The organism is Acidaminococcus sp. AM33-14BH (assembly GCF_003603525.1).
Lineage (GTDB): Bacteria > Bacillota > Negativicutes > Acidaminococcales > Acidaminococcaceae > Acidaminococcus > Acidaminococcus intestini.
In genome coordinates, this window is sequence record NZ_QTNG01000011.1 from 39,702 (window position 1) to 53,367 (window position 13,666).

Consider the following 13,666-nt stretch of genomic DNA (forward strand, 5'->3'; position numbering starts at 1 on the left):
TTATTTGACCTCCTTTGGGGCGGCAATCTTTCCTAAAATCGCACTGGCTGCTGCGACTTGCGGACCTGCTAGATAAACTTCGCTGTCCACGTGGCCCATGCGGCCCCGGAAATTGCGGTTTGTCGTCGATACGCAGCGTTCACCGGCGGCCAGGATGCCCATGTAGCCGCCCAGGCAAGGACCGCAGGTCGGCGTCGAAACAACGCAGCCGGCGTCGATGAAGGTATCGATGTAGCCTTTTTTCATGGCTTCCTTGTAGACTTCCTGGCTGCCGGGAATAACGATGCAGCGCACATCTGGATGGACAGTACGGCCTTCAAGGATCTTGGCTGCAATGGCAAGATCTTCCAGACGGCCGTTCGTGCAGGAACCGATGACGACCTGGTCGATGGGAATGTCTCCAAAGGTGCCAATAGCTTTGGTGTTTCCTGGCAGGTGGGGGAAGGCAACGACGGGGGTAAGGGCTGTTAGATCGATGGTCACGGTCCGTTTATAGACAGCGTCACTGTCTGCTGTAACAATTTCATAGTCTTCAACACGGCCTTGTTCGTAGGCCTTGGTCTTTTCATCGACGGGGAAGATGCCGTTTTTCGCGCCTGCTTCAATGGCCATATTGGCCATGGTGAAGCGGTCCGTCATGGAAAGCTCAGCAATGCCGTCGCCCGTAAATTCCAGGGACTGGTAGAGGGCCCCGTCGACGCCAATCATGCCGATAAGGGTCAGCATGACATCCTTACCCGTAATATCCGCCGGTTTTTTTCCTGTAATGATGACCTTAATGGCTTCCGGTACCTTGAACCAGCACGTGCCCGTTGCCATGGCAGCGCCCAGGTCTGTTGACCCCACACCGGTGGCAAAGCCGCCCAGGGCGCCGTAGGTGCAGGTGTGGGAGTCGGCGCCGATGGTGAGCATGCCCGGTCCGACAATACCCTTTTCCGGCAGAATGACGTGTTCGATGCCGGCTCGTCCAGTTTCATAATAATGGGTGATATGATGGGCTTTGGCGAAGTCACGGACAATCTTGGCAAGGCCGGCGGATTTAATGTCCTTGTTGGGAATGAAGTGGTCCGGGACAAGGACGATGCGGTCCTTATCAAAGACGGGGCGCCCAATCTTTTCAAATTCCTTGATGGCCGGCGGTGCTGTAATATCGTTTGCAAGGACGCGGTCGAGTCGGCAGGTGATGAGGTCACCTGGTTTAACGAGGTCCTTTCCTGCGTGTTTGGCGAGGATTTTTTGTGTCATGGTCATTCCCATCGTGCATACATCCTTTCTTTTACCCTAAATTTAGCGGGCACTGGCCGCTTGGTGGAAAGCATTGACTGCCTCTTCAGAGGAGATGAGGCCAGCGCCATAGACATGGTCCTTGGCGTCTTTGCGGCGGTTCAGGGCACTGATGAAGGCCTTGATGGAGGCCGTCATCGTATCCGTGTCGACGCCGGCACCCCAGGTTGTGACGCCTTTTTCATCTGTAATGCCAAAGTAGGCAATGCCCCGTGATTCAGCGACCCGGTCCAGGTCGTGTTCGCTGTACGTAAGGTCCGTCACGGTAAAGTGGAAAGCCCGGCAGAGGGCATCCTTGACGGCGTCGAGCTGGCCATTGCCGGCTCCTTCAAGGATCACGTCGCGGCCGGCAGCCCGGACGAGGACTTTGCCCTGCCATTTTCCGTCCTTCTTGCGGAAGAGCGTATCCTGCAGTTCAATGGGAAGGCTCTTATCGACGTAATGATCCTTAAAGAGATTGAAGATTTCATCGGGCTTCAATTCCTGGTGCTTATGATCGGAAACGTCTTTTACAAAGTAGCTGAAGTCTTCCCGCATCGCTTTTGGCATATCGATGCCATAGGCTGTTTCCATGATGTAGGCGACGCCGCCCTTGCCGCTTTGGCTGTTGATGCGGATAACATCGGCATCATAGGTGCGGCCCACATCGTGGGGATTGATATAAAGGTACGGGCACGTCCAGTACGGGTCATTGTGCTCCTTACGATATTTCATGCCTTTGGCAATGGCATCCTGATGGGAGCCGGAGAAGGCGGCAAAGACAAGCTTTCCGGCGTAGGGCTGACGCTCACTGACATGCATGCGCGTTACTTCCTCATAGGTCTTTACAAGGTCCGGCATATTGGAAAAATCAAGCTGCGGATCGATGCCCAAGGCATAGAGGTTCATGCCGATGGTGACGATGTCCGCGTTGCCTGTCCGTTCGCCGTTGCCAAAGAGCGTTCCTTCTACGCGGTTCGCACCGGCGAGCATGGCCATTTCTGCATCGGCAACACCAGTGCCGCGGTCATTGTGGGGATGGACGGAAAGGACAACGGCATCACGGTAGGAAAGGTTCTGGGAAAGATAGGCCACTTGGGCGGCAAAGATATGGGGCATGGACATCTGCACCGTCGATGGCAGGTTGATGATGACCTTCCGGTCTGGCTGCGGTTTCCACACGTCGAGGACTGCGTTGCAGACTTCCAGGGCGTATTCTGGTTCCGTCCCCGTAAAGCTTTCTGGTGAATACTCAAAGCGGTAAGACGCGTGGGCTTCTTCCGTGAGGCGCTGCAAAAGACGCGCCCCATTAACGGCAATTTCCTTGATTTCCTCCTTTGATTTGTGGAAGACTTGCTCCCTTTGCGCGACGCTCGTCGAATTGTAGACGTGGACGATGGCGCTTTTGACGCCTTTCAGGGCTTCAAAAGTCTTTTTGATGATGTGTTCCCGTGCCTGGGTGAGGACCTGGACCGTCACATCGTCAGGGATGAGATCATGGTCAACCAAATAGCGGAGGAAGTCATATTCCGTTTCTGACGCGGCAGGAAATCCGACTTCAATTTCCTTGAACCCCATGGCGACGAGGGTCTTGTAGAAGCGAATCTTCTCTTGGAGGCTCATGGGAATCACGAGGGCCTGGTTGCCGTCGCGCAGGTCCACGCTGCACCAAATAGGGGCTTTTTTGGGCGCGTCGGCCATGGCCCAGCTCATATCGACGACAGGGGGCAGATAATAGCCCTTTTTGTAAGCTTCTACATGTTTCATGATGATGTCCTCCTTACAGGCAATAAAAAAATCTTTCTTCTCTCTTTGTGAGAGACGAAAGATTCAAATCTTGCGCGGTACCACTCCACTTCACACCATTTGGTGTGCCCTTAGCCGGTACGGATGACGTGTCCATCGATACCGCCCTGATTGATAACGGTCAGGAGCCGGCTTCCCCTACTGTCATGCGCGGGTTCAGGAAAGTTGCTCAGGGATCAGTTCGGTTTCGGTCCGCCGCTGCCTTGCACCACCCGGCAGCTCTCTGGAGGTTTTCCTGAAACGTACTCTTTCCCTTCAATGCATCTCTTGCTTTGAAATTATGGTTCAGATAGTATCATGAAAAAAGACAAAAATCAAGAAAAATTTTAAGGATAATACTAAAGCATGCTTTTTGCAAATAAAAGTGTAACCTATAATACAACTGGCCTTGATGAGCCAAAGAAAAGGCATGCAGGCGGGGCCTAATGAAAGGGGGCTGCCCAAAGGGGCAGCCCCATCCAGTTATTTTTTTTGTGGGGAGGGATTGGTTCGCATCTCAATTTCAAAGATGTTGATGACCTCAGCATCAGGACAGGCAACACGGAAACGGTTTCCCTTCATGCCGGGAAGGGTGCCGCCGTAGCGGAGAATATCGATATAGGGAAAGAGGGCATGCTGGGCCATGGGGCACAGGCGGCCCCGGTCATGGTCCCAGGACAGTTCCATACCCTTTACATGGCCGTGGTGGCAAGGGGCCTCCCCTTTTTTATCAACGACACGAATGATGATTTCACAGCGTTTTGTCATCTTACACCATCTTTTCTGGATGGAAATGGGCATCAAAGTCCGTTTCTGTCATGTAGTCCAATTCGAGGATGGCTTCCTTGAGGGAAAGATCCTTCTTGTGGGCCAGTTTAGCGACTTCCGCCGCCTTTTCATAGCCGATATAGGGGGTCAGGGCCGTAACTAGCATGAGGGAGCGGTGGAGGTTTTCCTTCATCTTAGCTTTATTTGCCTTGATGCCGAGGGCGCAGTGGATGCGGAATGATTCCATGGCGTCTCCCAAAAGCCGCACGGACTGGAGGAAGTTATAGATTGTAACGGGAAGGAAGACATTCAACTGGAAGTTTCCTTGGGACGCGGCGAACCCAATGGCTGCATCATTGCCCATGACTTGGACGGCAACCATGGTGACAGCTTCGCATTGGGTGGGGTTGACCTTGCCCGGCATGATGGAAGATCCTGGTTCATTGGCGGGAATGGTGATTTCGCCAAGTCCGTCCCGGGGTCCGCTGGCCAGCCAGCGCACGTCGTTGGCAATCTTCATGAGATTGGCGGCTAAGGCCTTGAGGGCGCCGTGACTGAAGACCATGTCGTCAAGGCTTGTGAGAGCATGGAACTTATTGGGGGCGGTTTTAAAGGCATAGCCTGTATTTTGGGCGATATAGGCGGCAACGGTCCGATCAAAGTCTTTTGGTGCATTAAGCCCTGTCCCGACGGCCGTTCCTCCTAGCGCCAGTTCAAGGAGCCCTTTTTCTGAGGTCTTGAGTTCATCACGGCTGCGTTCAAGCATGGTTCGCCAGCCCGAGATTTCCTGGGAAAAGGCAATGGGAACCGCATCCTGGAGATGGGTCCGGCCTGTTGTGACAATGCCCCGATGTTTCTTTTCAAGGTCCTTGAAGGTCTTTATGAGCGCGTCAAGGCGAGGAAAAAGATGTTCTTCGATGACCTTTATGGCGGCAATGTGCATGGCCGTCGGGAAGGTATCATTTGAGCTTTGGGATTTATTGACGTCGTCATTGGGGTGAAGGCATGTCTTTTTGGCAAGCTCATTTCCCCTGTGGGCAATGACTTCGTTGATGTTCATGTTGCTCTGGGTGCCGCTTCCGGTTTGCCAGACCGCAAGGGGAAAGTTGCCGTCGAGACTGCCGTCAAGGATCTCTTCGCAGGCTTTTTCAATGAGTACGGCTTTTTCCTTAGGGAGCGTTCCCAGCTCACAGTTTGCTTGGGCTGCTGATTTTTTGAGGATGGCGAAGGCGGAAATCACTTCAGGCGGCATCTTTTCCGTGCCAATGCGGAAGTTCTCAAAGCTGCGCTGCGTCTGGGCACCCCAATATTTATCGCAGGGGACGAGGATTTCCCCCATGGAATCATGTTCTTTCCGAAGGGCAGGGCCCTTTGCCGACTTTTTTGTATCGCTCATGATGATCGACCTCCCTTTTTTGTCCTTATCTTGCCATTGTATCATATCCCGCAGGCTTTGCCGTGAAAAATTGGAGCTCTGCATTCTCTTTTGCACATTTCTGCTGCTTTTTCAGGATTCCAAAATATTTTTCTTGCCCTATTGCTGCCTTTTCGCCTACAATGGGACCTATCAGCATGTTGGAAAGGAGCCTTGGTATGGATCTTGCGGCCTATCTATCTTTTTGTTTTGTCATGAGCTTTACTCCCGGTCCCAATAATCTCATGAGCCTTGCCCAGAGCCGAGAGCGGACTTTTCGAGGCGCCCTGCCTTTTTTGCTGGGACTTCATGTTAGTCTCTTTTCTATGTGTACGGTCATCTATCTATTTATTCATGCCTTGGAAGATATCCTGCCTTTGATGGATCTTCCCCTGCGCATCTTGGGAGCCCTCTATCTTGTGTATCTGACGGTGCGCCTTTTCATGAAAAACGGAAGGAAAAAGACAAAGACCATCGATTCCAAACGGCTCTTTTTCTCCGCCTTGCTCCTGAATTGGACCAATGTCAAAGTCGCTCTCTTTATGATGGTGGGCTATACGTCTTTTCTGCTTCCCGGTGGAGGCGGCCCTGTTTGGACCTTTCTTCTCGGCATGGTCATGAACCTTATGTGCAGTGCCGCCAATTTTACTTGGGCCCTAGGCGGCTCCCTCTTGGATCGCTTTTTCAAGGCTCACGAAAAGCCTGTCTCTTTGATGATTGCGTCCTTGCTTCTCTATTCTGCCGTAAAGATCCTTTTCCCCAGTCTCTTTTAGGATTGGGGACTTTCGTTAATGGCTGCAAGACGTCGGCTGAAGATCCATCTGGCTAGGAAGAAGGTCGCCATCTCCGCTGCTGTCTGGCTTTCAATAAGGCCCATATAGCCGAGGAAAGCACCCATGGCATGCATCAAGGGGATGTAGATGATGGCTTGGCGCAAGGCTGCCACAAGAAGGGTTGTTCTGCCGTCTCCCAGGGCTTGGAGGGAAAAGGTGATGTGGAAATTAAGGAAGGCAAAGGGCGAGGCCAGACAGCGGAAACGTAGGAAGAGAGCCCCTAACGCAAGGGTCTCAAGGCCGATGGCACTTTCTGGCTTGGCCGCAATGAAAAGGCTTGCAATGGGAACCGCGGCGAGCTCATAAAAGAGCACGCAAAGGAGCGAAAAGAGAAGGCCTGCGCGGCGCGCCATCTTGATGAACGCCTTCATGCGTATGAATTTTCTGGCCCCATAATGATAGGCCACAAGGGGCAGCATGCCTTGGCAGATGCCAAGGCCTGTATTGAGAGGAATCCGTTCAGCCTTCATGACGATGCCAAGGGCCGCCAGGGGTGCGTCGCCAAAGCCTGCCATGAGGTGGTTTAAAAAGAGGTTTGATGTATCAAAAAGCAGGTTCGTAAGGGCTGAAGGAAAACCCACGGAAAGGACGGAACGAATCTTCTCCTTGCTGGGCAATCCTTCAGGAAAGGTATAGGCAAGAGAGCTTTTCTTTGCAGTTTTTACGAGAGATAAGAGAAAGTAGCCTAGGGAAATCAGGTTTGAAAGGAGGGTGGCAAGGGCCGCCCCTGTCAGTTCCTCTCCTTGAGGAAGGAGAACGAACATGAAGAGGGGGTCAAGGATAATATTGAGGATGGCTCCTAGGGAAAGGCCAAAACTTGCTTTTTTGGCAAAGCCGACGCTTCGGAAAAGCTGGGCCAAGGTGCCTGATAGGACGGTCGGAAGGGTACCTAAGGTGACGACAAGAAAAAGGTAGGTCTCCGTATAGGCGTAGGTGGCAGGGGATGCCCCTAAAAGAACCAAGATGGGGCGGCGCAGGAAATAGAGGGTGAGGGAAAAAACAAGGGCCCCTGCAAGGCTTCCATAAAGGGAAAAGGCGCTTACCTGACGGGCACTTTTTTCGTCTCCTTCCCCAAGACAGCGGGACATGAGGCTGCCTCCGCCGACACCAAAAAGGTTGCTCAAGGCGACTGTAATGGCAAAGACGGGAAAAACCAGAGATACGGCGGCAATCATATACGGATTGCCTGTACGGCCGACAAAAAAGGCATCGGCGAGATTATAGATAAGGGTAATAAGCTGACTGATAATGGTTGGAATGGCCATGGCCGCAAGGGCTTTTGGCACCGAGGCTTCTTCAAAAAGGGCCTGGTTTTGGTCACGAAGAGACATAGGGAACGCTCCTTTCAGGTTCAGCTCCTATTGTAGCATGGAAAAAAGAAAAGAGACTGCGGAAAAAATGAGCGGTTCATTCCTTCGCAGTCTCTTTTTGTGCCGTCTTAGGCTTCGCCAAAATACTCCTTGAGTGTTTCCATGCCCGTCCGGTAGGTCGGAATGCCGCCTATGGCCATGCGGGCGTGGGTCTTGATTGCCCAAGGGATAAAGGAGCGCCCTCTCTATGAAAAAAGTGCCTGCGAGAATAGGGGGAACATTTCTTCGCAGGCTCGCGTTTGTTTATTCATTATGGGTTTATTACGTTATTGGCAAGAACCGTGACTTTGATAACATAATGGTTATACAGCCTCAAGGTTTTTATTCCATTAGCTTCTTGCCTGATAGCTGGGCGCTGGAGGTGACGACACGTGGTTAGGAGGGGAAGCGCCCAGGCGTCAACTATCGTAAATCGTGAGACGGGCTATCGTACGATACGGCATGAGCCCCTTGCCTCATATCGATCCTTTTTTAAAGCAAGGGGCTCACGTGCTACATCAAATCGGAGCGATTTTTGCTTCGAGTGGATTTAATCCTAAAGACTGTGCAGTAAAGCGTCGGCAAAAAGAGCAGGGTGAGGGCCGTAGCTCCCGTAAGGCCGCAGGCCATGGCAATGGCCATGGCGTTCCAGAAGGGACTGGCAAACATGGGGACAAGACCCAGGATGGTTGTGAGCGCGGCCAGCATGATGGGACGGAAGCGCACCAGGGAGGCCTCGACAACGGCTTCGTAAGGTGTCATGCCAGCTTCTTCATGGAGGTCAATCTGCTGGATGATGACCATGGAGTTGCGGATGACCGTGCCAATAAGGGCAAAGGAACCTACTTCTGCCATAACACCCATGGGTGCATTGAAAAGGAGCAGTCCCAGGGCAATCCCGGTAATGCACAGGGGCGCCGTTGCAAGGATGACAAAGAGCTTGCGGATGTCTTTCATTTGGAACATGAGAAGGATCAGCATCAGCACGAGCATGCCCGGGATTGGTCCCAGAAGGTACTGGGTGGCCTGCGTGCTGCTTTCCAGTGGCCCATCGATGGCAATGGTAACGCCTGGCGGGAGGCTTTCCCGAAGGCCTTCCATATCTTTCCAGATGGTTTTTGCCACGTCATTTCCTGTAACCCCTTTGCCGACATCTGCACCGATGGTAATGGTGGGCTGCAGATTGCGGCGCCAAATCATGTTGTTTTCCATAGTCGGGGTGATACGGGCTACCTGCGAGAGCGGAATGGAGCCCGATGCGGTGGGAATGGTGATGGCCTCCATGTCGCTTAAGGAATTGCGGTCCTTTTTGTCAAGCTGGAAGACCAAGGGTCGGATTTGGTCGCCGTCATAATACTGGGCGAAGGAATATCCGGAGACATTGGCGTATAGGACACTAGCTACCGTACTTCTTGTCAGGCCCAATTGCTTGAGACGGTCATTATCGATTTCAATCTTGACCGCCGGGGCCTTTTCCATCCAGTCGAAGATGGTCATGGTGACATTGGGATTCTTTTCCATTTCATCCCGAACCTTAGCTGCATAGGTACGGCATAGATCCGCTGTCGGGGCGGAAACACGGAACATGACGGGATAATCCTTCGGCGGTCCGAGAGGAATCGACTTGGAATAGGCTGTTACTTCCGGCAGCTCCATTTTGATGATCTTATCAATCTTTTTGGCAACGCGTTCCCGGGCCTTAACGTCCTTTGCAACCGTGACGAGCTGGGCATAGTTGTCACGGGGCTGGACGGGATTTAGAACGAGAATGAAACGAGGGGAACTTTTGCCGATATAGGCCGAATAGTGATCGACATCAGGGTCACCGTCGATCGCCTTCATGAGGGTATTCATGGCACGGTCACTTTCCTTGATGCCGGCGCCTTCGGGGAGGTGAAGCTCTGTAATGACCTCAGGACGCACCGATTCGGGAAAGAACTCCTGTTTGACGAGGGAGAGAAGGCCTATGGATCCCAGCAGGCAGGTGAGGGAGCCGGCGATGACCGTCTTGCGGTGGGCCAGGCACCAATCGATGATACGGCGGAACTTATTGTAAAAAGGTGTGTCATAACTTTCCTGTTCAATCACTTTAGGCCTGATCCATTCATAGCCCAAGGTGGGGGCAACGGTTTGGGAAACAAACCAGGAGAACATGAGGGTCATGGTGATGACCGGGAAAAGGGAGCCCGCAAATTCCGATACATTTGAATTCGCAAAGGCAATAGGAAGAAAACTGGCACAGGTGATCATGGTCCCAAAGCAAAGGGTCATGCCGTTTGTCTTAAAGGCGTAGGTGGCTGCTTCAAGGCGGTCCATGCCTTCGCTCATCTTGACTTCCATGAGCTCGACAACGACAATCGCGTCATCAACGAGCATTCCAAGGGAGATGATCAGGGCCCCTAGGGAAATCTTGTGCAGATCGATTCCCATGAGGTACATCCCTACAAAGGAGCCCATAAGGACAAGGGGAATACAGACGGAAATGACATAGCCGCATTGGCGCCCCATGGAAAAAAGGCTCACAACAAGGACGATGAGGATGGCTTCATAGAGCCCTTCCGTAAATTCACTGATGGAGTCCTCAACAACCTTGGGTTGGTTAGCTACTTGGGAAAGATCCATTCCCAAGGGCAGTTCTGCCTGCATTTTTGCTGTCAGTTTTTCTAAATTATGGCCCAAGGTAATATTATTGCCGCCATCTTTCATGGAAATGGCGATGCCGATAGCTTCTTTGCCGTTGGCATACATCTTGGGTTCAGGCGGGTCGGGGTATTCCTGGGTTACGCTGGCAATATCCCCCAAACGGAAGGTCCGTCCGCCTTGTGTAATCAGGATGCTGCGGATTTCATCAAGGGCCTTTGTCATGCCTGTAACCCGAATCTGGACGTTGTCCCCTTTGGCATCGACAGTTCCTGTGGCCGCCATGGCCGTTTCACCGCGGATGGCGCTGGTGACGCTGTCAAGGGAAAGTCCCAGCTCGGCGAGTTTGGTATTGGACATGCGGATGTAGATGTTCATGGGCTGCTCACCAATGAGTTCCACTTTGGATACATCGGGAACGGTGTAAAACTGGCGCTTTAGCTCTTCAGCCTTGGCGCGCAGGTCTTCCTTGGAGAAGCTGTCCGATGTGAGAGCATAGATATTGCCGTAGACATCATCAAAACGATCATCGAAGTAAGGCCCATAGATGCCGTCCGGCAGTTCTGACTGATGATCGATGACATAATTGCGAACTTCCAGCCAATGTTTGCGAACCTCGCTGTTGGGGACCTGTTCTTTTAGGATGACGTTTACGACTGAAACGCCGGGGCGGGAATAGCTCGTAATATAGTCGATGTCCGGTGTGGCTTGGACCATCTTGTCCAGCTTGCTGGTCACAAGTTCCTGCATTTCATCCGCCGTGGCCCCGGGCCAGGCCGCGGAAATGACCATCTGGCGGACGACAAAGTTTGGGTCTTCACTGCGGCCCAAACTGTGGAAGGAAAAGATGCCGGCGATGAAAATGAGAACCGTAAAGAAATAGACGACTTGCCGGTGCTTGACGCACCAACGGGATAAATTGAAGTTCATCAGGTGTCACTTCCTTCCACTTTGACCTCCATCCCTTCCTTGAGTTTGCTGATGCCGCCCGTGACGATGCAGTCGCCTTCTGTCAGGCCATCGGTAATCGTAACCGTGTCATCTTCGTAACTGCCCAAGGTAACAGGATGCAGAAAGACGCGGCCATCCGTGACAACCCAGATGCCAGTTTTCCCGGCAGCTTCATAGAGGGCGGAACGAGGAACCATGAGGGCGGCTGTGCCTTTTTTCATTAAAGCCACTTTTGCGGTCATACCAAGCTGCGCCCCTTGAGGCATTTCCGTGAGGGAAACCCGGACCTTGTAGGTCTTTGTAGCAGGGTCTGCCATGGGGGAGATGTAACGAACCGTACCTGCTGCTTCTTCGTTATGAAGGGCCCAGAAAGTTACCGTGACGGGAGTTCCTGGTGCAATGGACGCAAGTCGGCTTTCGGGAACGAAAATCTCCACTTCCCGCTGTCCGTCCTGAATGACGGTTGCCATGGGGCTTCCCGCTGTGGCTACTTGTCCCACTTCGCCGGAAAGGGCGGCTACGACGCCGTCATGATCGGCCGTAAGTTCTGTATAGCTGAGCTGGTTCTGGGCCGTTTGGAGACTGGCTGATGCCTGGGAAAGGGCGGCACTGGCGGCTTCTTCCTCGGTCCGATACTGGTCCCACAAGGAGGCGCTGACGGCTCCCTCTTCATAGAGGGCTTCGTAGCGGCTGGCATTGTCGCGGGCAAGCTTGGCTCGGCTGGCGGCGGCATTTACGGCTGCTTCAGCGTTCCTGACCTGTTCCCTTACATCCTTTGGATCAATGGTCATGAGGACGTCGCCGGCTTTTACCGTATCGCCGAGGTTTACGAGGCGTTTGGTGATGCGCCCGTTTACCTGGAAGGAAAGGACGGATTCATATTTGCCTCGGACTGTGCCAGGATAGGTGTAGGTCCCACTCGTTTCATCCGTACCGACCGTTATGGTCCTTACATAAGGAATGGTCTTGGCGGTCTTGGGTGGGAAAAGGATCTGGTAGAGAGCGCGCCCCAAAAGGATGAGGAAGAAGAACGCGGCAATCAGGGCAATCCGTTTTTTATGATGGGCCATATAGGCTTTGATTTGATTCATGGCTTGGGACTCCTTTCTGCTCTTTTCATGGGTGTCATGACAAAATCGATGAGTTCATCGAGGACTTCTTCTGTTGGTCTTTGATCGGGGTTAAGGGGAGTTGCCCGGTCCTTGACAAGGTAGAGGGTTTCCGTAATGGATTCCACCGTAAAGACGATATGGGAAAGCGCCCTCTCATCGGGAAATGGGTTCAGGAGACCTTCTTCGGCAGCCTTTTGGAAAAGGGATTTCAAATAGTTCCCCATGGAAAGGATCCGCTGCCAAACCGTATCATCAAGAAGGCCCGAGGGCATGATGAGTTCCTTGTAGCAAAGATCGAGATGGCCTGACGGATCAAGCTGGGTACGGAGCAGGGCCTTTAGGAAATAATGAATTTTTTGCAGGGAATCAAGAGGGGTCTCTTTCGTTTCCTGCTTGAGGTCATCAATGATCGAGAGCTGTCGGTCCACGACAGCGCGGTATAGGTCTTTCTTGCCTCCAAAGTAATAGGAAATAAGGGCGGGACTGCAGCCGGCCTTTTCTCCTAGTTCCTTGATGGTGACGGGATAATACCCTTTTTGTGTAAACAGCGCTTCCGCCGCTGTAATAAGGGCCCTGATCGTAAGGCTGGGATCCCTTTTTTTCATGGCAATCTTCCTTTCTATTAATTGATTAATTGATTAATTAATTAATAGTATACCACTCCTTTTTTGTTTTGTAGAGTAGGAAAGAGGCTAGGGGCTACCAAAAATGAAAAAACTTGTTATAATAAAAAGGAATTTACAAACAAAAGTTTGAATAATGGAAAGAAGGCGACCTATCATGAAGTTACTACATCCAGCAGCGCTGTTTTTGACCTTTGTCCTTACTGCGGGAAGCGCGGTGGCTTTTGCAGCCCCGGATCTTACGGAAGCCCTAAAAAAAGACGGTGGCGGTCCAGCTGCCTATCTTCATCAATTCGATCAAAAGGATTCCCCCTATTATGTCCATCCTGATTTTTACCGGATGAAGTCTCACGGCTCATTGCTTCTCCTTTCCCACTACCGGACGCATCAGCAGGAGACGGAATATACCTGCGGCCCGGCAGCGGCACTTACGGTCGCTGACTATTATCTTGGCAAATCGCCTCATAGTGAAATGGAAATCGCCCGCATCATGGAAACGCATCCGTGGGGAATGGAAGATGTAGGAACAAATACAAGGGGAATGGTGCGTTATTTTACCGGTATGGGCTGGACGGTCCATTCTTCCCTCACGGATGGTTCCCCGGAAACCTATGAGGCCTTTGTGGCCTTTGTGAAGCAGAACCTTTCCCAAGGCATTCCTATTATGGTTGAAAATGTGGATTGGGGCGGTCATTGGCGCGTTATTATCGGGTTTGATTCCCTTGGAGATGACAAGGGGGCCAATGATGTCCTGATCATGGCCGATCCCTATGACACAACCGATCATTTGCAGGATGGCTACGGCATTGTCCCCAGCCAGCGCTTTTATTATACGTGGTTTGATGCTAAGCTCTTTCGCCCTGGTGAAGCGGATCGGCAGTGGCTGACAGCTGTCCCGCCCCAAAAACTGAAGAAAGGAACGCATTGA

General features: G+C 52.2%; 10 protein-coding genes and 1 other annotated feature. Of the genes, 2 read left to right on the top strand and 8 right to left on the bottom strand.

Annotated features, from left to right (window positions below; all coding sequences use genetic code 11):
* The 4 genes from leuC to fumC all read right to left on the bottom strand — a co-directional run bounded on the left by leuC (window position 1) and on the right by fumC (window position 5,212).
* A complete protein-coding gene (gene leuC / locus DW817_RS08375; protein WP_009015041.1) occupies window positions 1-1,257 on the bottom strand; it encodes a 3-isopropylmalate dehydratase large subunit in 1,257 nt (418 codons plus the stop codon).
* Window positions 1,258-1,287: 30 nt separating this feature from the next.
* Window positions 1,288-3,030 carry a 2-isopropylmalate synthase gene (locus tag DW817_RS08380; protein WP_120112049.1) on the bottom strand — a complete coding sequence of 581 codons (1,743 nt, stop codon included), beginning with the start codon at window positions 3,028-3,030 and terminating at the stop codon, window positions 1,288-1,290.
* 47 nt (window positions 3,031-3,077) lie between these two features.
* Window positions 3,078-3,337 (bottom strand) — a binding site (T-box leader).
* Between the two features lie 194 nt (window positions 3,338-3,531).
* Window positions 3,532-3,816 carry a TIGR04076 family protein gene (locus tag DW817_RS08385; protein ID WP_009015043.1) on the bottom strand — a complete coding sequence of 95 codons (285 nt, stop codon included), beginning with the start codon at window positions 3,814-3,816 and terminating at the stop codon, window positions 3,532-3,534.
* Between the two features lies 1 nt (window position 3,817).
* Window positions 3,818-5,212: a class II fumarate hydratase gene (gene fumC / locus DW817_RS08390; RefSeq protein ID WP_120112053.1), complete on the bottom strand. Its 1,395-nt coding sequence runs from the start codon at window positions 5,210-5,212 to the stop codon at window positions 3,818-3,820.
* 197 nt (window positions 5,213-5,409) lie between these two features.
* Here fumC and DW817_RS08395 point away from each other — a divergent pair, with 197 nt between their 5' ends.
* Window positions 5,410-6,003: a LysE family translocator gene (locus tag DW817_RS08395; RefSeq protein WP_120112057.1), complete on the top strand. Its 594-nt coding sequence runs from the start codon at window positions 5,410-5,412 to the stop codon at window positions 6,001-6,003.
* Here the strand turns inward: DW817_RS08395 and DW817_RS08400 are convergent.
* The 4 genes from DW817_RS08400 to DW817_RS08420 form a co-directional block, all read right to left on the bottom strand.
* Window positions 6,000-7,394 carry an MATE family efflux transporter gene (locus DW817_RS08400; RefSeq protein WP_021737247.1) on the bottom strand — a complete coding sequence of 465 codons (1,395 nt, stop codon included), beginning with the start codon at window positions 7,392-7,394 and terminating at the stop codon, window positions 6,000-6,002. The two genes, DW817_RS08395 and DW817_RS08400, sit on opposite strands and share 4 nt — an antisense overlap.
* Before the next feature lie 531 nt (window positions 7,395-7,925).
* Entirely contained in the window at window positions 7,926-10,982 is a 3,057-nt protein-coding gene (locus DW817_RS08410) for an efflux RND transporter permease subunit (protein ID WP_120112064.1), read from the bottom strand.
* Window positions 10,982-12,094, bottom strand: a complete 1,113-nt coding sequence (locus DW817_RS08415) for an efflux RND transporter periplasmic adaptor subunit (RefSeq protein WP_009015335.1) — start codon at window positions 12,092-12,094, stop codon at window positions 10,982-10,984. The genes DW817_RS08410 and DW817_RS08415 overlap by 1 nt, the downstream gene beginning before the upstream one ends.
* On the bottom strand, window positions 12,091-12,720 hold the full coding sequence (locus tag DW817_RS08420) for a TetR/AcrR family transcriptional regulator (RefSeq protein ID WP_021737246.1): 630 nt from the start codon (window positions 12,718-12,720) through the stop codon (window positions 12,091-12,093). Before DW817_RS08420 ends, DW817_RS08415 begins: the two co-directional genes overlap by 4 nt.
* A gap of 175 nt (window positions 12,721-12,895) precedes the next feature.
* On the opposite strand from DW817_RS08420, the gene DW817_RS08425 reads away from it, so the two are divergent.
* Window positions 12,896-13,666: a C39 family peptidase gene (locus DW817_RS08425; RefSeq protein WP_009015333.1), complete on the top strand. Its 771-nt coding sequence runs from the start codon at window positions 12,896-12,898 to the stop codon at window positions 13,664-13,666.

Bases quoted from the DNA above. Each gene is read 5' to 3' on its own strand.
- leuC (WP_009015041.1), bottom strand. From the start codon at position 1,257: ATGGGAATGACCATGACACAAAAAATCCTCGCCAAACACGCAGGAAAG.
- DW817_RS08380 (WP_120112049.1), bottom strand. From the start codon at position 3,030: ATGAAACATGTAGAAGCTTACAAAAAGGGCTATTATCTGCCCCCTGTC.
- DW817_RS08385 (WP_009015043.1), bottom strand. From the start codon at position 3,816: ATGACAAAACGCTGTGAAATCATCATTCGTGTCGTTGATAAAAAAGGG.
- fumC (WP_120112053.1), bottom strand. From the start codon at position 5,212: ATGAGCGATACAAAAAAGTCGGCAAAGGGCCCTGCCCTTCGGAAAGAA.
- DW817_RS08395 (WP_120112057.1), top strand. From the start codon at position 5,410: ATGGATCTTGCGGCCTATCTATCTTTTTGTTTTGTCATGAGCTTTACT.
- DW817_RS08400 (WP_021737247.1), bottom strand. From the start codon at position 7,394: ATGTCTCTTCGTGACCAAAACCAGGCCCTTTTTGAAGAAGCCTCGGTG.
- DW817_RS08410 (WP_120112064.1), bottom strand. From the start codon at position 10,982: ATGAACTTCAATTTATCCCGTTGGTGCGTCAAGCACCGGCAAGTCGTC.
- DW817_RS08415 (WP_009015335.1), bottom strand. From the start codon at position 12,094: ATGAATCAAATCAAAGCCTATATGGCCCATCATAAAAAACGGATTGCC.
- DW817_RS08420 (WP_021737246.1), bottom strand. From the start codon at position 12,720: ATGAAAAAAAGGGATCCCAGCCTTACGATCAGGGCCCTTATTACAGCG.
- DW817_RS08425 (WP_009015333.1), top strand. From the start codon at position 12,896: ATGAAGTTACTACATCCAGCAGCGCTGTTTTTGACCTTTGTCCTTACT.